Source organism: Nostoc mirabile CHAB5784 (assembly GCF_020829645.1).
GTDB lineage: Bacteria > Cyanobacteriota > Cyanobacteriia > Cyanobacteriales > Nostocaceae > Nostoc > Nostoc mirabile.
The window spans coordinates 33,485-54,473 of sequence record NZ_JAIVFS010000048.1 but is presented as its reverse complement, the minus strand read 5'-3'; the positions used below and the strand labels follow the sequence as shown (position 1 = coordinate 54,473).

Here is a 20,989-nt window from a genome sequence, read left to right as displayed (position 1 = left end):
TAACTGCCTTTTTCAGTATCTCGCCTCCCTTCCGTGCTGTGTATAAGTGCTATTCATTATTCCCATTCATATCCCAACACTAATAGTAGATCCTCAACCTCAATAATCTCACCATCGGGTCTGGTCATTCTTAGCTGCCATTTGATCGGTGGGGCTGTTAGCACTACCTCAATGCCCAGTCCGTTTTTTTGACTGAAATGCAAGCCACCATATTGGTTGGCAGGGGCGAGCGTCATCTTGTTCGGATCTTGATCTGGTGGTGATGGCGCAGGCAAGGGAGGCGCTATCGTAACTTCGTAGCTTCCTGTGTCCGTGCAACGTGCCAGCAGGCAGATTGTATTGACTTTCAAAGTCTTTGCTTTATCCCGAATGGGGAAAAGGTTGGGTGACATATCCAGCTCCAAGACATTCCCATCTGCTGGGTTAGTTGGATGTAAAAAGTGATGCCACTGGGTCGGGAACTCCTGCCGCAGGTTAAACATTCGCAAAGATGGTGTTGCTCCATCTTGACTGAAATAGTCTCGAAGATGGGCGATCGCACCGTTCTTGAACACACCCGCATCTTCTCTGGCGGTGTATTTGATATGCAAAATGGCATCAGAAATAGTCCCATAATCGAATTGGCGCAGTGGCTTGCCGAAGTCGGGGTTTGTTGAGTCTGGGTTGTTTGAAGGAAGATCGCTGAACAATTCAATAGACCAATCGCTGATTGCACCTGCGCCTTCAAAAGGCAGGTAGCGCTCGTCCCGGAAGCTCAGTTCAAACATTCCACTGTCGTTTTGGGCATTGCTGGCGGCGATCGCTTTCACAGGGATACTATTTTCGATAAAGCGATCGTCATCGGCAGGCAAGCCATCCCCATCTGTATTGCGGGGATAGCCATTGTCACCATTCTTGGTATTGATGCGAATGCTGTTTTTCAGCAACCGCAAGGTACAAGAAATGGTGGTGTAAGGTCCCACCACACAAGGCAGCGTCAGGCTCACCGATTTGATGCGACGGAAGTAATGACCGGGATAATCGAGGTCGAAGATTTCCTCCGGCAAGTTGATGAAGCAGCGACCCGTTTCCCGCAGTTTTATTAATGCCAGTGGGTCGAGCAAAGTTAGCGAAATGTGTTTGGTGAGTTCAAATTCCCGGCGGTTTTGTTCTAGGTAAGCGGTTTCTAGGCGGCGCAAGTCATACTGGAGTTTTTCGCCGGAAAGTAGACCTTTTTTCAGGCTGTCCCAGTAGCCGAAGTTGATGTAGCTGCTGTCCTGCAAGCCCAACTCGAAACGGAAGCAGCGCTCTGCACGCTTTGCTAAGTCATAGGCTAGCCTGTAGCTTTGGAAATACACACCGGAAATCTGCCCAATTTGCCATTGGTATAGCTCTTGGTTGGTGTATTTGGAGCGCATAAACTCATCAATGGTTTTGGCATTCTCGATTTGAATGATATGGTTATCGAGTTCTTTTTCGGCGATCGCGATCCGCAATTCGGCAGCGGCGATCGACTTGTCAATTTGTTCGAGTTCTTTATTGGCAAGTCTTTCTTGCAACTTCCAGTCATCCCAACGTCTTTCGTGACCAGCATTAATTGATGCCTTATTTGCAAGGTAGTTTGCTGCATTAGCCCAAACAGTAAAACCTCCTGCCACTGCTTGTAATGCACTACCGACATTGGGTCCGCCGAACATAATTGCTGCCTTTGGTGTACCGCCAAATCCTGATATTCCAAGATCGAAGGTCGGAACAATATGAGCAACCGAGGCTCCAATATTGATAATTTGAGCAATTTGCTGAGCAAGCAAAGCCTCTTCTAACTTATCCTGATGTAACCTTTCACTGGAATTGATTCTCTCAATATTTTGGTAGTAATCACGGCGTGTTGTGACGAGTTCCTTATTCTTCTTCACTCCTTCTAAATTTTCTTTGGCTTCTTGTATTTGCTGCTCTCGCACTGCTTCTACTGCTTCTAAAAGGCGAATTTCCTGGCTCTGACGTAACAATCCCATTGCCTCAGCGTCTTTCTTTTCTAAGGCTGAAAGCAATGCGCTACCCAGGGTTTTTACATCGTTGCAGACTTCATTGGCTCTTTGCAGCAGAACGTTAAAGCGATAAAGCGGCAATGGAGCATTCAAATCTGCTAAGGCACTGCTGATATCGACACCGCCAGCAACGGCTTTGACCAATGCACCAGGGTCAATGGGTGGCTCAAATAGTGCCAGTTGACGCACGACACCCTCGATGTTCATGCAATGGCGGATCTTGTAGAGGCGATCGCTCACAGTATCCCAATAGCTCAACATCTTATCGTTCTGCGGGATGCAGAAGTATAGCATCGGTAACGGTGCTGCATTTCCGCCGTTTGACCCATTGCCCGGTAACACGGGAACGAGGTTTTCTACCTGCACCAAGGCGTTTGAGAACTTGTCAAATTGGGTTTCCAACTCGTTGAAACTCTCTAACGGTGGCTTGGCTTGGGGGGGAATTTTCTTGGGACGAAGACCGAGGATTTCTGCCGCGAGGATGTACAGTTGAGTTGCCTCGTTGATGCTCTCCATGCTATCTTGCCGGAACAAGTTATCGCCCCAGGCAATCAGGTTATCCAAATATTTCATCACTACCGTTTTCTGATAGGCAACAGTGCGATAGTTGGCGATGCGGTGTGGCTCGAAAGGATTCGTGCGCCAGTCATAAACTTGTTTTTCAAGTTCATCTTTCGTTGTCGTACCACCTACGCTCGTATCGCCTGCCAGCATTCTTAGGATGTTGTCAATACGCTGTTGAATGTACTGCTGATCGGTGGTTTCAAAGAATGGTTTGGTAATCCAGTATTTGCTCATAGCTGGACTACCTGGAGTTTTGCTTTCTACACCGATCGGGTTGAAGATAAAGTGATACCAATCCCGCGCTTCCTCGAAACGTTGGTTTTTGCTCAACGAGTTGGCAATCAGCAAGGGAGCATGGAAGAACAGTTCCCAGTTGTAAGGTGAGTAAGCACCATCGGGCGTAAAATCTACAACTTCCTGTGGGTAAGCAGGAAGTTTCGGATCGTCAGGTGCCCACACAACTGCTGGAGTGGGTTGATAAGTGTTGAAGAATTGGAAACTTGTGTTTTTCAACTGAGTTTCTCGGCTCATCAAAGCGGGAATCCCTTTGAGGGGATTGTGGATTAACTTAGCAAAGTCACAGACAAAGGGGTGGTAGAAGTTCTTAAAATGAAACTGCCGAAACTGGAACAACAACAATGAAACTGCCCCTAGATAATAGTGGAAAAAGCGCATGAACCACCGCTTCATCAGGTTCTTCAGCTTTTCAACTTGTTCTGGGGTATAAGGGGATGATATTTCTATGGGCAAAGGTGGCGGTGCTTCTTCGGGGAATGCCTTCCAAAGAGAATCCTCTAGCTGATACCGTGTGGCAGGCGTTGGTGCGAAAAGATTGAGGTCGATCGCATCCAAACCTTTTTGGATCGACCCTTCAAAAAAGGTTCCCCACCAACGGAAGAATCCCTTAATTTGAGGGTAATAATAGTTTCCAACAATGTTAATTTCTTTTTTTGTCCCAACATGGGTTAATGAGCCACTATAGGTCAACCCTACTTCGATCTGGGGAAGCGAGGGCAGCACAAAGAAGGTGCGTTTCTTGTCATTGTAGAAAAACGGTAGCCAGGTTCCTGTTGGTACAGAGAACTCTCGAACTGCCGCTATAAACGCATTACCAGGCTGAAAATTAAGCAGGGAAAGTCCGTCAAGCCAAAGCTTATCTAAATACGATAAATGCCAGGGGGGGGTCATTGTGAAAATTCCTGGTGTCTGGTTCAACACTGGCGTAAAACGCAGGTTGTTAGACTGAATTGAAAAGACGTTTTCGAGGGTGAAGTCGTTTTCTGGTGTATCGAGGCCAGGTTTATTAACTTGTTGCCCAAGTTCAATCCATTTCAAAAATGTGGTGTAGTAGTCAACTGAATCCTGCTTGGGTCGAATAGCAGGTTTAAAGTTACCAGGAAGATCGGTTAGTTCAGGAACACCTTTGCAACCAGAGATTTCAAAAGTGCCATCTAGGTGTGCCTCAAGTCCATTGCTACCAAGGCTGTATCCCTCATACTTAATACCAAATCGTCCATCGATCTCGCTACGATCGATCGGAAAGAAGTTGTAATGCTTCCTGACAATTTCAACTTCGTATACCTGACTTTCAGCAAAGTCTTTTGAAACGCGCTTCGGTGTCCATTTGCCTTGACGGTAATCGCTCACTGCCATTTGTAGCCGGAGCTTTTTCTTGGTTTTATCTGGAGTAAAAGTTCCTTCAGTACTTTTTAAGGGTGGCGTTTTGACCGTCGTGTTCCCTGTCTCATCAGGGATTTCTGTAAATATAGGCCAGAACAGAAATAGGCGTTTGTTTACAACGGCTGGAATCAAGTAATCGCCCTGGATGTCGAGGTCTACTTTCTCCCACGGTGTCCATTGGCGGTAGTCGTAGCTGCGGTAGTAATAGAGGTGCGGTTCTGCTCCTTGGGTGCGCCCGAAGACGTGGACGATCGTATTATCTCCATCATCTTCCTGATAGAAACCCGCAATTTCCAGTTGGGCTACTCCGTCGAGTTTTTCTAGGTAGTTGATGAAGGCTTTCTCAACCGTGTCCTGGTTGATTTCGTTTTGCAATAACTCATTTTCCAAGTCTTTGAAGAAGGGCGATCGATCTTTCTTCAATTCCGGTTCAATCCAGTTCTCGGGCCAGAGGAATACCTTGCGGTTCGCTTCCCAAACCCGATACTTTCGCATCCATTTCCACCAGCGCCAAGCACTGTCGCCATCAGCACCATCAGCCTTGACTTTGACATCTGATTCCAACCCCATGAAGCAGCGTTGCACGAATAGTTGCACAGATCCCGATGCTTGTACCAAACGGCTGGTTAGTTGGCAGGAACACATCTCCACATCCAATAGATAGTAGGCATAGAGATCGTTCGTATTTTCCCATTTGTCACTTGGAGGATTGGGTTGTGGTTGGGTTAGTAAATAAGCAGCGAGGGCATCTCGCTTGCGTTCCCGCAGAACATCTTGGATTTCGGCGCTTAAAGTCAACCAGGTTTCTGTACCAAACTTCGATCGCAGTAATTCCTTGAGCGTTTTGGCATTCTCAAACCCCATAGTGGCGGCAGCAAACTGTTTCACGGTATCTGCACTGCCGTTGAGGTTGTCGAGGAAGTAAAAGGTTCGCCGCAGACGCTCCCATGATTCTGCCAGTAAATAGTCTGCTGGATAGGTAAGGTCGAGAGAAGCGGTAAGCGCATTCACGTCTACTGCGATCCAAGCTTCGTTCAGGCGCTCCACGTCGTCTGCAAAAGTGTTAGCTGTATAGGTTCCAGGATTGAGATTTTCCTGGTTTAGTTTTTCTAGCACTTCGAGCAACGTAATTTCGGTTTCCGGCAGGCTATCTTGCAGGCGAATTAGGCGATTGGTTCGCAAGAAAAGATCGATTGGTGCGATCGCACCTGTATTATCAAAAGGTAGTGTCAGGAAATCAAGCAACTGCGCTCCGACAGTTAGAGTTGTAATTTTCTTTAATTCTGCTAGCGCAATTTTCCTTTTTTTCCAGATGGCAGCAACCCGGTTAGCCCAGAACCAAGCGTTGATAGTTGTGGAATCGATCGTGAAATTACCTGTTAAGTGGAGCAATAGTGTCTTCGCAGAATCAGGCGAATTCGACACCACAGCATACTGAGTTAGCAGATAGCGGCATACGGCTTCCGTCAACCCTAATTGGATACTGGTTTGCTGCACAACAGCTTTTTCAGCCAAGGTTTTCGACAGATAGCTGAGGGCTTTTTTCGCTGCGTTTGCCAGACGCTTTGCATAGGTATCGTTATCAGGCTGGGTAATATCGAGATCACTGTCTGTCAGCCAGATGCGATCGTCTGGGGAAGTGATGATTTGAGGCTGGGTAGCTAGGCTATTTACGGCAGCAACATAGGATGAATCACTAGACAGAGCCAGGATATCTATTTTTTCGGCGTTACTTAGGATGCCAGTAAAGCGCAGCAATTGTTGCTCCGCATCGTAGGTGATTTTGGCCGCGAGGTCGGCAGGTAATTGCGCTTTGAAATCCACTTCCTCTGGCAACTTGGCAAGCGAAGTGGTAAACACCAACTCAAAGAATTTCACAGCCATGCGGGGGCTGTGGAAAAACTCTGCGATCGCAGCCTTGTAAGCAGGTATGCCCGTCACCGATAGCAAAGAAGGGTCATTCAGCAACGTGTTCTTTTGGGCAGCAGTCATCACACCCATAAAACGTAGGGTTTGTTCAAACCCAATGGGAATAGCATTGGGTGGGTCGGTGATGGTCGCTGGGAATGTAAAGCCTGTAGGCAAATTTGTGACGACTGCTGGCTTACCGGGCTGAGTAAAAAGTTTCTCGATCGCCTTTTTGTATTCGTCAATATCCTTCACCTCTGTCAGTGAAGGATCGGTCAGCAAGATGTTCTTTTGGGCAGCAGTCATCACACCCGTGAAACGTAGCACCTGTTCGTAGCGAATCGGAATAGTGTTGGGAATACCTGTGATGGTAGCTGGGAAGATGAAGTCTCCTGGCAAAGCTACGTTTCTTTCCATTGACAAGTAGTCTGTCAATGCTTTGAGAGACTGTTCATAAAGTTCCTCGATCGCACCCCGATAGTTGGTTAACACCTTGAGGGACTTTTGATACAGGTTCTTAATGGAATCTTGGTAACTCGAGATGCCAACTACAGATGCTAGTGAAGCATCACTCAGTAGGATAGACAATTGGACATCGGTCATCACCCCGATAAACTCGAAGATGTGATTCAGTTCGTCATATTGGATGGGGATATTGTGGGGTGCGCCAATGATCGATGCCGGAAACGTAAAACCTGCTGGCATCCCTTGCACCGTTGTTTCAAGCTGTCCACTTCCGTACAGGGTTACCAGTACAGGCGAGGCATCATTGGTCAGAGCCTTCCGTTGGTCATCTGTCATCAGTCCAGTAAAACGAAATAGCTTTTTTGGTTCGTCATACTGGATGGGGATATAGTTGGGTGCGTCAACGATCGCGGCAGGGAACGCAAAACCTACTGGTAAATCTTGTACATTGACTTCCAACAACACACTTCCACGCAATATCTTCAGGAAGGAATTTACCTCCGCCTCACTTCGGTTTAGCTTTTGCAGCAAGGAGGTCAGCAGTGCGCTGAGGCTATCTACATCTGTCGGTAGTGCGACCACAAAATCAGTTTTGATAGTCTCTAATTCCTTACGGAGTGCGGCAAGAAAACGGACGGCATCGGTTTCTTTGATTGCGGACTTGGCAGTGCGATCGCTCGCCAGTAACCAGTTCAGTTCATCGGGTGTGAAACCAGCATCTTTCAGTTGATCAATTTTCTTGATAAACTCCCAGGCGCTCTGGGAGTTGACAAACTGTAAAATATCCTGTTGGAAAAGCTTCAGTACTAGCTCCCAGTCTTCCACCTTAAATTTCAGTACCTTTGATAGCCAAGCATGTCGCCAGAGAAACGAAAGATTCGTCAGTGTTAAATCATCGGTAATGTAAGGTTTGCCATCGGAAGCTTTGGACAATCCTTTAAGCAGAACCAGACTGGCTTCCCGAATTCCCAATGCTGCCACAATGACCGGGTAGTGGCTTGAGATTTTCTCTGTCGTTGGTTCGACTACATCAACTTTAGCGACTTCAAAGGTAGGGTCGAGGGGCTTGATCAGTCTCGTGTTCAGAAACAGGTTTTGGTAGAGGGCATCTTCCCGTTTTTTATGAAGTTTGGTGAATCGGGTTTCCGTATTCAGATTGCCAAACAAAGCGCAGACTTGTTCAACGGTTGTCTTTCCACCCAGCTTGTTTTTCAGTTGGCTGAAATAGAATAGATTAACCAAAAACAGCTCATTCAGCAGCCATTCACCAGTGTCTGATCGGTTGCCAATACCAGGTTGACGAATGACCAAATCGAGTTCCCACATTTTCCAGTTCTTCAGCTTGCACCACAGCCGCAGGAAACGATGGATGCGATCAAGCTTCAGTGCATCCAACATTTGAATCACTTTCTTGTCCGTATCACAGGAAGCATCAAGATGCTGGATCGTGATATTGCCTCTGGGGTTGATGAATTTGAGATCGAGTAATGCTAGTAGGTCGTTGTACTCCAGGCTTGTTTTCTGGAGAAAATTGTTGACATTGGCAACTGTATCCAACCAGTTTGCACTGGTTTCACCCCAGATAATTTGCTGAACAGCGATCGCAGAATCTGCCACTAGAATAAGGTTTTTCTCGCTGGGGTCGGTAGGGTTAGCACTAATGCTAATGCCAAAATACTCAGCAGCAATATCACCATCGGTGGGATTGTTAGGTGCAGCAGAACCCTGGAAGGTACGCATCAAATCCCAGCGTTGCAAGTTGGTTTTTTGAAACCCTGTCCTGACTTCTTCAGCAAACAAATCAAACGGCAAAGTCATTGGATACTTTGCCTGTCGTAGCTTCTCGTAAACATTGGGATTGACGTACTGCGGATATGCCCGTAGCTCATCGGTGCTGGCTTTCGTGTTGGGGATAATTTCCGCAAAAAAGTTGGCTGACGGGGGTTTCTTCTTCAGCAGGTAGGTTACATTATCCCCGTGAACTACCCAACGATCGGGATCTAAAGCATTGACCTGTGAGAGCGAAAAGTTGGCACCTAGGTCAATTTTCTCTTTATCATCGTTGATTGGATTGCTAAAGGCTGTTTGAAAAGCTGTAGAGACTGCTGTTTTGGCAGCGATTGAGTTAGTAGGTATGCTTGTGAAATTAATTAATTCTAAATCGTTTTCACCGACTGAATCGACGGCTGCCTCTAGCACTTCGCACACTACATCGATGTAAGGCAACGGCACGAGGGCATTATCGCAGTTCAGTTCGAGGAAGCCTAGGTCGGGACGGCGGCGGAAGAGGATGTCCTTAACCGTGAGGGCAGGATTCGCTGCCTTGCGGTCTTTAAGAAACATCAGCAGGTCAGCGAAGTACGCAGCAGGACTGAGTACCGAGCGGCAATGCTCACAATCGCAGAGGTCGCCAGTTGCGAACAGATTGCTCCAGTTGGGGAAGCTTGAAAGCGCCTCGCTGCCGCTTGAAAGCGCCAAGGGCAGGGCTTCAGCTTCGAGCGCCTTCAGGTCAGTGACAATTGTCAATACAGCAGCATGGGTGTCGGCGGCTCGATTCCAGGCGAGGCGGGCGGCTTCTGGCGTAAAGCCGGGGTGATCGCCATAACGCCGCACGAACTCGCTTTCCCCTGTACGATATATCTTTTGGGCGGAATGGAGGTCATCTGCCAGCAGAGCATCCGTCGCCTCGAAGGTTGGGACAAGTTTGAACACCCGTTGGGCTGCTTTGACCTCCAGGCGGAAGTTTTCATCCTGTGCCAGTTCTTGGAAATCAGGGTGAATACTATTATTCATGAAATCGTCCACGGGCGTGTTCAGCAATTCAAAGCTCTCATGACGATTCAGGAATCTGCCCAAAACTTCAGGCTGACGTAGCCCATGAACTCCACCATTTTGTAAAGCTCGCTCCAATCCACCAGTAAAGGCGGTCGTCGGGAAGGCTTCGCGGAATTGGCGATCGAGGGTTTTTCCGTATACCTCTGCTTCCGGCAATCTGACTTGTTCGGCAATTGGACTTACTTCAATGGGTAGATTAATGTCACCAGCAGCGTGCTTTACCGCGATTAAGTTTACCCACTCGCTCTCGCTCCTTTTTGCCAATGTACGGATTTGTTCGGGCTGGCGAACTCCAAACTCCTCCTTAATCGTTTTGACAATGGAAAAGTCACCACGGGTAAGGTCGCTCAACTGAAAGGATGTGTGTAGGTCAGCAATTTCTGTGGTTGTGAAAGACTGGTCTTGTTCTAGTGCTCCCAACAGTTCTGGTGTCAGTGCTTTGTATTGGTTGAACAAGCGGGCGAATTTTTCCTGCTTTTGTGCGTCTCTAATCCCGGCATCTGTGAGTGCCAATTTGACAAAAGTAGGTCCGGCAGATTCACTCACCGATTGGCGGGCGACGAACTGGAGAAATGCCTCTACCCAGTTAGCAACGCTCTCTCGTAAGGGTTCAGGAATTTCTTTCAGGTTAAAACTACGAGTCATTGCCTTACGCACGGTAACGGCATCAAGGGAAGACAGGGAGTTCAAAATTGTTGTTAACTGTTCTTGGAGGCTTTGATTTTCGACGAATTGGAAAAATGATCCACCCAGCAGAGCAAACCAGAATTCCGGTTGGATAGCTTGCTGTGCGACCTTGTGTGCTATCACGAAGCGGGCAAGGTCGGTTTTTCCAAACCCTGTCTCTCCGGCAAGGAAGCTTATATCCTGGTGTTGTTCATCTTCCTCCAATTCCTCGACGTGCAAGCCTTCGACCAAGGGTTCCAGTGCCTGGGTGATTTTTTCAAATAGCGTCGCTGGTTGTTGTACCTCAGATGGAATGGTTAAATCTATCTCTGCAACGGGTGGGGCGTTGAATAATACTGGCGAGACAGCTAGTAGTGAACCGTTGGCAGCAAAGGCTTTGACAACGAGGTCAGCACTGCCTTTTTCTTGCCTGCGAAATTGACTGGCGGAATACTGGATTTGGTAAAAACCTTTGTTATCGGTCTGCGTCTGCCCCAGTAGTTGCTCATTGCGTAAATCGCGATCGAAGGCTGACACCATGACTGCCCTGACAGGAAAACCATCGGCAAGACGAATAATACCTTTGACCACAAAAGCATCTTCCTGTGGTTTTGTTTCAGGAATTGTTACTCTGAGGTCAATCGTTTCTTCCGCTTTGGCATTATTTTTCTTGGGAGAGGTGGCTACTACCTGTCCTTGAGAATCGTAGACTTTTACAATTAAGTCTGGTCCTCCACGTTCGTTGGGGTAACGACGAAATTGTTCAGTGGAATAGCGAATTTCATAATATCCGTCCTGATTGGTAGTGGTTTCACCGAGAAGTTTTTCAGGCTGTAGATTTCTATCATCAAAGGCACGGACAATTACTCCGCTGACTGGAGTGCGATCGCTCTGTAACACCTGACCCTGCACAAGAAATTGCGTAGGTTGCTCGAATGCTCCCAACTCTTTTAGGGCTTTATTGAGGCTCTCAGCGGTAGGTTCATCAACTTCGCCCGTAGCCCTCAATCCAGATTGGTCTTGGAAAATCGTGACTAGCTTTTGAGTAAAGTCATTATAAACCTGTGCGGCTTGCTCTCTCCGAATACCTTCTTCATAAACCTGCTGTTCGGTATCCGCCACACGAATAAATTGTCGGCGAAGAAGCAATAGCAATCCATCTTGTAAATTGGTGACTTCTTGCCCTGAATTATTGCTGTTTATGGAAGGAGTAATTTCTTTCATTGTTGTTATCTCAATAGGAATTTGAGTAAAAATATCTCTCGATTTTGAAATACTGGTAATCAGGCATCACACTTGACTTAAAAACAAGAAGCGCTTTTAATCAAGGTTCTGGAAATTACCCAACTTTTTGAACAGAAAGCCAAACCATTGAGCGATCGCTCTGATAACTTTGCCCAAAGATAGGAACACCACCTGTACAATGCCGCTCGACCTTGCCACTAATCGATAGTTTGTGGCACGTATAATGATGGTGTGGCACTAAACTCACGAATATGTCCGAATCATCTACATATGCTGAAGTCCATTTGGGTCCCCAAGGGCGCTTGGTGATTCCGGCTGCATTACGCCGATCGCTTGGCTTGGAAGCAGGCGATCTACTGATAGTCCGTCTGGAAGCGGGTCGGTTGGTTCTCGAAAAACCAGAGGCTATCAAGCATCGGCTTAAGGCGCGTTTTTCCGGCTTACCGAAGGGCCTCAGTCTTGCCGATGAGTTGTTGGCAGAACGCCGTGAAGAAGCTAAAAGAGAGGCAAGTGAATGAACGCAGTTCTTGATGCTTCGGCAATGCTTGCCTATTTGCAGGACGAACCAGGTAGTGAAGCGGTGGAAGTGGTGTTGGCTGAGTCTGTTATTTCGAGTGTGAATTGGGCTGAAGTAGTACAGAAATCGATCGCTGCTGGTGTGACTGTTGATGGGATGCGCGTTGACTTGGAAGCGCTGGGACTGGAAATATACCCGTTTGCCCCAGAGGATGCGGAAGTTACGGGGCGACTCTGGCAGCAAACCAGGCAGTATGGTTTGTCTCTTGGAGATCGCGCTTGTTTGAGTTTGGGGCTGAAGTTTGGTATTCCGGTTTTGACGACCGATCGCGCTTGGGCAAATCTCGGTCTGACTTTGGATGTGCGTGTCATTCGTTAATGGGTTGATGACGCGATCGCAAAGATGTAATACTTTTGAATACATTATTTTTCCCTCATAAAGTTAATTTTATTTCTTCAAAAAACGGCAGTAGCAATGCGTTAATTATCAGATTTTTTTTCTAGGTTATCTTCAGGAAAGAAAAGGCCCCTGAAGTGAAACTCCCACTTTTGCATCTGCCATCTGAACTTTACATCCCTTACCTCGCAGGTGATTTTTGAGTGCCGATGTAAGGTTTATGGCAATATCGCTGTGAGAAATTGTTCCCCCTGTCATGACAATGACTTCGCCATTAATGTATTCGTATTTAAGGGGTTGTTGTTCTTCCCATTCCAGAAACTCTTGGGAAGACATTAATTGCGGTTGAGAGTGAGCAATCATTTGAAATGTCTCCAGTGTTCAGTAATCAGGAATAAGTTCGAGGAAATAACTACAACTTTTTTAGTAAGTGCTGGGCACTGCCTACCCTATTAACTATTACTAACTACTGCTGTAATTTGAACCACATTTGAAGTAGAGCAGGAGTAATTGCCCAGAATGGGGGTTCAAGCCCGCCTGCTTGAAGTATTCCCCTCGAAATCGTCGTGCAGTTATTAGTGCGAGCGCTGTAAAGACCCAAAAGCTGTGGATTGCGTTCTAAGATTCGTCCCCAAGCAATAGCCCTTGCCGCATTCTCCCCAGAAGTTGCTACCGTGGAAATCGTATATTGACCACCAGATGCAGCTCTAACAAAATCAAAGGCTTCAACTGATGTTGGAAATCCACCTTTGAGAACTTGTGCTTGTCTGACGAGACTGTTTGTTGAAAGTTCTACATCTCCTACTTGGTGAAATCCTTCAACAACTGTACCTACTCCTCCGCCCGATGCATTGTGTCCGATTTCAAGCGAAGTTTTTAGATTTGTGGCAAGACGTAATTCACCGGCTGCCGTCGGTGCAGCTCCTGCTTCACTGAGGACAACAGCAGCCTCATTTGCTATCAAATCGGTACGAGCAGCAGTGGTAGCTACGCGCAATTCGGACAGTGTTCGATTAGCCACTGACATCTCGGTTAGTGAATTGATTTCGCCCACGCCAGCCATCATTGATGTAAAGTGCCATGCATTTACATCTGTCTCACTTCCTCCAGCTGCTCGGATCAACTCATCAGGCAGAGCCGCAACCTCCGAAATAACATTTACAGGGGCTGATAGAAGATTTGCAACTGAGATGTATAAATTAACTGGAATATTAAGGGCGATATAGCCAGTCTCGTTTCGACCTATGGGTTGTAAAATGTCATGCGACCCTGTTTGGTAATAAAATGCAGGGTAGGTGAAGCGGTACCAGGGGTCGTATTGCACTGATTGTTTCTGTGTGGGAGCGGCAGCAGGTACAGCAGCAGGTGGCGGTGGTGCGATATTATTGACTGGAATGTGTTCCTCTGGTATACTTTGCAGTTCATTCTCCTCCTTTTCTGTGCCGTGCATGTCTAGTAAGCTGGCTTGGGCTTCCTCCTCAAGCGGATGCGGTGTTGTCTCTGTTCCACTAGGATCATTAAAACGGATAGGGTTACTCTGTGAATAGACATAGACATTTGTCCCGTCCGCTATTTCAATAGGGTCGGTTGCCGTCCACCTCCCCAACCACGGCGCATAGTACCGCGCCCCATGATAATAAAGCCCACTTTCCTTATCCCGCTCCTTCCCCGTATAGCGATAACGCTTCAAACTCACCTCCGCCACACTACGCCCAGCCTGATACGAAGTATTGCCGTAGGGATAATATTCCTCATAAGAAATAACTTGCCCATCCCGATCCAATTCCAAACTCGCAGAACCCAGATGGTTATCCAACTGATAGCGAATTAAAGGACTAGGAGAAACAACAGGAGTATCCACATCAACCGTCTTCGTTTCCACCAACGCAATCCGCCGCAAGTCATCCATAATATGCAGCGTTTCCCGTTCCAACTTCAGCCCATTCCCATTCCGCCTGCGGAAGATTTCATAACCCCCCAAATATATCCGTTCCTCCGTCAGTCCAACACTCTTCTCCACCACCTTCCGCACCCTCTGTCCACTGGCATCGTAGACATAATAAGCAGTCCCTCCACCCCCCAAATCGACCCTTTGCAGTTGGTCTTTGAAATCCCACTGCATCTCTAGCAGGTGCGGCATCTGCGTCATACTGCCGTGTTCGTCGTAGAAGTACCTGACAGGTAACGGTTGCGTATCCAAGTCACTTGGCAGACTGGTGCTTAACAAACGGTTGCTATCTGCTGCATAGTCATAGCGCCGCTTCCAGAGTGTGGTGCCATTAACCTGGTGAATCAGATTCAAGATATTGCCAACTGAGTCATACTCGTAGAGTTGGCGGTAATTACGCATCGCCTGACCATCATTCGGGTGAGGCAAGTTCCGGCGAGTAAAGTCGTTAGAGTCGTAGTGCGGCTTATTTTCCGGCTGATATTCAGATTGAGGATTAATCGCTTGACCCGCGTGTTCGCGTCCATCCGCCTGAATCAGTCGATACAGCGCATCGTACACATACTCTGTACTCGGTGACACTACCGCATTGTCAAAAAATACCGTCTGCTGGGCAGCATCTTGAATCGTTGTAATATTGCCCACCGGGTCATAGGTATAACTTAAATTTTGCAGACGGGCATTATCCCCAGTTTGGGTTGTCTTCAACCGAAACGTCTTGTCATCGTAAGTATATTTAGTGCGGACACCGCTACCATACTCAATTAGCTGCCGCTGACCTTTAGCATCGTAGTTAATATCATTCACAAATGTTGTCCACACCCCTGCACCCCGCAATTCCACCTCTACCCGTTCCAGCAGATTTGCCTCATTATAAGTAGGGCGAATTTTGCTATCGTCAGGTGTAATTAGACGGGTCGGTCGGTTGAGTGCGTCATACTCCGTACTAGAGGTAAAAATTTCAGTTTCCAGCAAAAGTCCAGCAGCATTGGCGATATCTGCCACATTCGTCAAATCCGCCAATCCCACCCAATTCACCTGTTGTTTGTAATCAGTCGCTAACTGTCGCCTGCTGCTAAGTAAATTCCCTTTAAAATCAAATTCTTCACTTGTAATAACTCCTGCCCCATCATAGTGTTGATAAACTTTCCCTCGCAGATTTGCCCCTTGAGTTTCTATCAGCGTCAAACCCGAATCAGCACTATCACCATACACAATACATTCAGCGAGTACCTCTAGGTCAGTACCTTGCCGCACCCACAATTGTGTAGGACGCTGAAGCGGATCGTAAGTATGTCGAACCTCATGGTTGCGACTATCCCACCCCCGAATTGGTTTGCCTGTCACATTACTCAACGTCCACCGTTCTCCCGCATCCATACTGTGGGAGTACAATTGATGACTGAGCATATCAAAGGCATTCACCTGACTGACAATGTTACCCTGTGCATCTTTAATCAGCAGCACACTCCTCATCACCTGTCGATTTAGCGCATCGGTGACAACGAGTTGATTCCCTTCAATATCTAACTCAACATGGGTTTCGTATTTCTGCGGCAAACCATTAACCAATCCATTGTCCGCAATCGTCAGAAAAGTCCGCCCCAAAGAATCGAGATGAGCGACACTAGGAGTATTAGCGTGTGCAAGTGCTTTTGTCGCAGCGTCTTTTTCCGCATTACCTAATTGACCATCTTTTCGACTGACATACCAAGTTGGCAGATAGTCCGCTTCATCTAAAGCACTGAAAAACCCACCCACATCTGAGTCATTCTGGGGATTTTCCTGTGTAACTGTATCATTGACATCCCAAGTAACTTGCTGCCAAGGGTCAAAAACAACTTTCTCATAAGTATGATTAGGATGCAGCGTTGCAATAACTCGCTCTAAAGGGTCATAGAAAAGAGTAGAACTCACCCCTAACTGTTTGGCATATTCAAATGCATGAGTAGCGCTAAAAAACGGCTCATACTGCTTGACAGGTTTACCCTTATTGTTATAAATCTTCCACCCTGTACCCACCCAGCGGGGATTTATCGGTGTAGGGTCATTATCATTTATCCGCCCAGGTTCCGCCTGAATCTTCGTTTGAATTTCCCGCCCAAACCCATCGGAATACAGGAAACTATGCTGAATCTCTGTTAACTCACCCGTTGCTAAATCAGCATCATGTTGCTTCCGTGCCAGAGTATAAACCACACGAGGCTGTCCATGTTCCTCACCATTCGGCGTTGACTGCTTGGTGCGATAATATGCCCACAAATCATAGATAAGTCGAGTCGTTGCTTTCCCTAAAATAGCGTGGGGATTAACGAGAGGATTCTGGATATGCTCAACAATAGTAGCTTCATCCAAATCTGGCTCAAAACCATCTAGAGAATCGCCTTTATTTTCATTCTTCCCCATAACAGCCGTACCAACCACCATCCCCAAAGCATCAAAAGCTACTTCCGCTCTATTGCCATTCGGGTCTATAATTTTTTGAGGCTGCAAAACTCGGTAATTATTCTCAGCTTGCACCGTATTTCCCAACGGATCGACGGTACTTTTCATCAGCAAGTGATACTCGTCGTAAGTTATCTGAGAAACATTGCCAAACGGGTCACGAGATTTGTAACGTAGGTAAAACCCATCCGGTTTAAATGCTTGCCGACCAGAAGGAATCCACCAACCCCCATCCAGCACATCCAGCAATACATATTTGCCTTCATCTGTCAAGAGATTGGAATTAACGCGATCGCCATACACCAATGTCAGCAATTCAGGGGTGAATGCCAATTTATAACTCTCGTAGGGAAGAGCAAGGGATTCAACTTCTTCTAGTAATAAAGGAGTAGGATCAGTTTTATCTGCCTCAGTGTTAGGGCGATAAAGTGTCCTGACTCGCTCAATCAACCGTTTTTGCAGGGTGTTAAGCGTGGGAATGGCTTCATAGGGAATTTCTGGTGCAGTAATATAACCCGAGATATCACCGTTGGTTGTCTGATCATAGAAGTCAGAAACAGAAAAGCGAGTGCCACCTTGAAGGCTTACCCCGGTAATCTCATAACTGCGGCTTTCAATCGGCACACCAATGCGATACCAATCCGTCTTATCCGCTTTATTCGTCACCTGGGTTTCGCTGTAGGTGATGACTTGCTTTTTCTGTTCGTAGTAGCGATGATCGGGTAAAGCAAGTTGACGGCGGGGATATGCGATCGCTACTGACTTCAATCCATTGCCAAATTTATCCACTTCCAGCGTCATCGCGTGGGTGACACGCGGATCGGCAGGATTACGCTCGTAGTGATAATCAATGGTTTCGCGATCATGAGTGAAGAATACTGCATGACGGTTCGTTTGTAGTGATTGTTCTAATCGAATCTCGGAATTTCGTTCTGAAACACTGTAGGGATGGGGTTGTTTGTCTGAACCGTCAAGGGCATAAATTTCCTGACGCAGAATGTGACCTTTGAGCGATCGCGCTGCTTCACGTTCTTCCTGGGCTGTTAATCCAGCAGGTAAAATTGTGTCAGGCAACAGCGAAGCCTGAAATCTCGCCTCAATTATCTTTCGTTGTGCCTCTGTTGCATTAGGTGGTATTCGATATTGCGGCTCCCGATAGTACTCTGTTTGAGCAAAGAAACTAGGAATATGTTCTCTATCTATATAAACTCCAGTGTGAAACCAGGTCTTAGTATGTACGGGTGGCACAAAAGAAGCTGCATCCAGATTAGTACTGTCTGATGAGGCTTCTCCAGGCTGAATCGTCCCAATCTCCTCCGTATCCCATTGCTCTATCATACCAAAGCCACGAAACTCGCGCTCTACACCATCAAAGTAACCGTGATGGTAAGCATAGCGGGTGACGAAGCGATTGTGGCTGATGCGATCGTAGGTTTCTACCCGTTCCACGACATGGACGGGGAACGGCAACTTCGTAATCCAGGGTTTACCTGCAAACTTGTCTTGTAGATAAAACTTAGTGGAAGGCGCATACTGCACAACTGTTTCTGCACCCATATTATTTACTGTTTTAATTAAAAGATGTGGCTTTTGCCCGCCCATCAAGTCGATATATCGCATGACACGTTGAGCATTACCAAGCAGAGGAGAAGACCATAGCAAGCAGGCTGTACCATTGCCTAACAAATCGATTATCGTCACTGAAGCCACATTGTCAATCGCTGGGAAATGTCTCAATGTGCCCTGCGCTACCCAACCGTTGCCTGACTGATTGAAATAAACCTGAATGCCTTTTCCACCCAAGTACAAAATATCTGTTGTCCCAGAGCCATCAATATCTGCCAGCACAATTCGGCGTTGATTAAAGATATCCTGTGCATCAAACCAAGGGGCATTATCCATCGTCACCTTCGCCCCAAACCGCCCATAGCCCAGATTAGGCCAGTAACACACTTCTCCATTACGAATCCGTACAATATCCGTCAGTCCATCCCCCGACATATCCGCCAAGTGAATTGACAGGGTACTGTCGGCAAACAAAACACGAGGCCCCTGCTCTTCATCCCAAGGTTGATGTACCCGTTTTGCCGCTCCAAACCCATCTTCAGCTAGAGATGGATACCAAACAAAACAATCATCTTCTGTAATCAGAATATCGCTGTGTCCATCACCATCTAAGTCAATAAACTTTAAGTTCGGGTTATCCCAATCCAGGTTGGGCAAAGACTTAAAGGCAATAAATGATTCCCAATTTTCGTCGTGAGTACGTTCATAAAAACCAGGAGTTGGACTACGTAAAGCTACCACATCAAGTTGACCGTCACCAGCGAGATCAAGAAACTGTGCGCCATTACTCAGAGCGATCGCAGGTTTGCTGGCAACCAATTCAACCGGTGCAAAACGCGCCTCTATATGTTCAGATCCATCGCTTTTAACAGTGTTAATCGGGCTGAGGTTACGCTTGTAAAACCACCCATTCCCCTGTTCGGTCAAAATTCCTGACAACCCTTCTCCATCCAGATCCACCCACTGATACCGAGTTCCATCCAAACCTTGGGGCAGATTTTCTAAACTGGCAGGCTCAACTTCACGTACTGTCTCATCAATATTAGCTTCACTGTAACTAAATTCCAGAGGGGGCAAAGATTTCTGTATATAGCCGCCTTCAGGATTTCGCTTGTAGCCCGTCTGTTTTACTGAAAGTAATAATGAATATATAGGATTACGGATATTAGTGGGGTTTTGTTCGTAGGAATAGGTAAAGTCTAGCGATCGCACTAAACAATCTCGCCCAACATTTACTTCATTTTGAAAGTGATGAAACATTAACACCCGTTGGCAGAGGCGATAAGTGCGAATTTCAAAACCAGCCCGATAAGAGGAAAATGGGTCATTACGAACCGACCACACTCCGGGGTCATTCGGTTTAGGATCAGTTGGATGATGGTCTCCATAATCAAACACCACTTCAAACAGCCAATCTGTCTCCGCGAGGTCAGGCTGCATCAATCGAGAAACCAGATTCCCGTATTTAATTCGCTTCAGGTAGCGGTTAGCTGAACGGCTTTCTGAGGTACGGTTGCGCTCGTTAGCTTGAGCTATATCCACACCCTCAGAATTCTCTGCGTTGTATTTGTAGAGGATGGCATTGCCTTTATCGTCGTAACTCTCGCAGATTAGCCAACTAAAAATATGCGTTGGTTCATTAGGGTCAAAAATGCGGCTTTCGGCAGTTCTGCCATAAACTGTCGTGATGTTGTCTTTAGAAATCGAACGCCAATGAGCTTCTCCATTAAAGTTTGTCCAGCGTTCAATTCGGGCGAACAATCCTTCAATCCGGGGACGGTACTTGCGAATGCGATATCCATCTCGTAAAGTTTCATCAAGTGTGCCATCTAATTCAAGTACAGGCACTAAATCTTCTGCACCAGAAAGAATAAAAATATCCGATTCTTCATCATCCCAGTATCGGGGTAAGCCTTTGTCTGTCTTACGTGTAATTTCAGATAGTGACAAATTCCAGCCTAATCCGAACACCCCATTGCCTGCTCCCGAATCATAAGACAGAGAAAGCTGTGGAGTAAAGCCAGAACGACCGGGAGTAGTACTAATAGGCACACTCACTGAGCCAGTCCCAGTCACAGGATTAGCCGCAAACTTCTCCCCCATACCTTTGATCGCACCTCCCCCCTTTGGTAGCGATATCGCAGGTGGTGAGGAAAAATAGCTTTTATCTGTTTGGTCTACTTGATTATTACTATTCTTGTTTGAGTCTTCAAGCATACGTGTATTAATTTGTGATTACTGAAACTATGTTCAATCAATGAATAATTAATAACAATGAGTTTTATTTTATTAAAATTTTAAATCTTTTCAGTTCAAAAGAGGAAAGTCAGTGAGAGGAAAGTAGTTCCTTTAAATTCAATTTCTATAAGTTGTTCAAAATCTAATTTGTGTATTTTAGTAGCAGGTTAACAGGGATCTAGAGATGAATAAAGGGGTATTGACTTCCGTCTAAATCAAAAATATGCAAGTAAATTGTGAAATAACTATATCTAGCTTTTATTAATAAACCGTTCTTTTTAACCAGAGCTATATAAATAAATAGATATAAACAAAGTATTTTGCATCTCTATAAAATTAGACAGATTATCTTTTGTATGTTATGCAAATATTTACAAAACTAAATAATTAAATTTGCGATTAAATTATTTATTAAGGTGAATATCGAAATATTTTGCCAAATACTACGAATTGTAAATTTAATTAGAAATACTCGTATAACATGATTTT

The 20,989-nt window shown here is 46.3% G+C and carries 6 protein-coding genes; 2 read left to right on the top strand and 4 right to left on the bottom strand.

The annotated features are described in order from the left end of the window. Positions 1-56: 56 nt before the first annotated feature. Both LC653_RS25770 and LC653_RS46365 read right to left on the bottom strand, forming a co-directional pair. The gene (locus tag LC653_RS25770; RefSeq protein ID WP_229497555.1) at positions 57-11,369 is read right to left on the bottom strand and encodes a Tc toxin subunit A-related protein; all 11,313 of its coding nucleotides are present in this window, start codon (positions 11,367-11,369) and stop codon (positions 57-59) included. Positions 11,370-11,465: 96 nt separating this feature from the next. After that, positions 11,466-11,588: a hypothetical protein gene (locus LC653_RS46365; RefSeq protein ID WP_267923174.1), complete on the bottom strand. Its 123-nt coding sequence runs from the start codon at positions 11,586-11,588 to the stop codon at positions 11,466-11,468. 53 nt (positions 11,589-11,641) lie between these two features. On the opposite strand from LC653_RS46365, the gene LC653_RS25765 reads away from it, so the two are divergent. Continuing rightward, complete coding sequence (locus LC653_RS25765; RefSeq protein ID WP_229497554.1) at positions 11,642-11,908, top strand: AbrB/MazE/SpoVT family DNA-binding domain-containing protein; 267 nt, start codon at positions 11,642-11,644, stop codon at positions 11,906-11,908. Continuing rightward, positions 11,905-12,285, top strand: coding sequence for a type II toxin-antitoxin system VapC family toxin (locus LC653_RS25760; RefSeq protein ID WP_229497553.1), 381 nt, complete (start codon positions 11,905-11,907; stop codon positions 12,283-12,285). The genes LC653_RS25765 and LC653_RS25760 overlap by 4 nt, the downstream gene beginning before the upstream one ends. A gap of 132 nt (positions 12,286-12,417) precedes the next feature. On the opposite strand, the gene LC653_RS25755 is transcribed toward LC653_RS25760, so the two are convergent. Continuing rightward, positions 12,418-12,666: a Uma2 family endonuclease gene (locus LC653_RS25755; protein ID WP_229497552.1), complete on the bottom strand. Its 249-nt coding sequence runs from the start codon at positions 12,664-12,666 to the stop codon at positions 12,418-12,420. 103 nt (positions 12,667-12,769) lie between these two features. Next, a complete protein-coding gene (locus LC653_RS25750) occupies positions 12,770-20,479 on the bottom strand; it encodes a SpvB/TcaC N-terminal domain-containing protein (RefSeq protein ID WP_229497551.1) in 7,710 nt (2,569 codons plus the stop codon). Between the last annotated feature and the right edge of the window lie 510 nt (positions 20,480-20,989).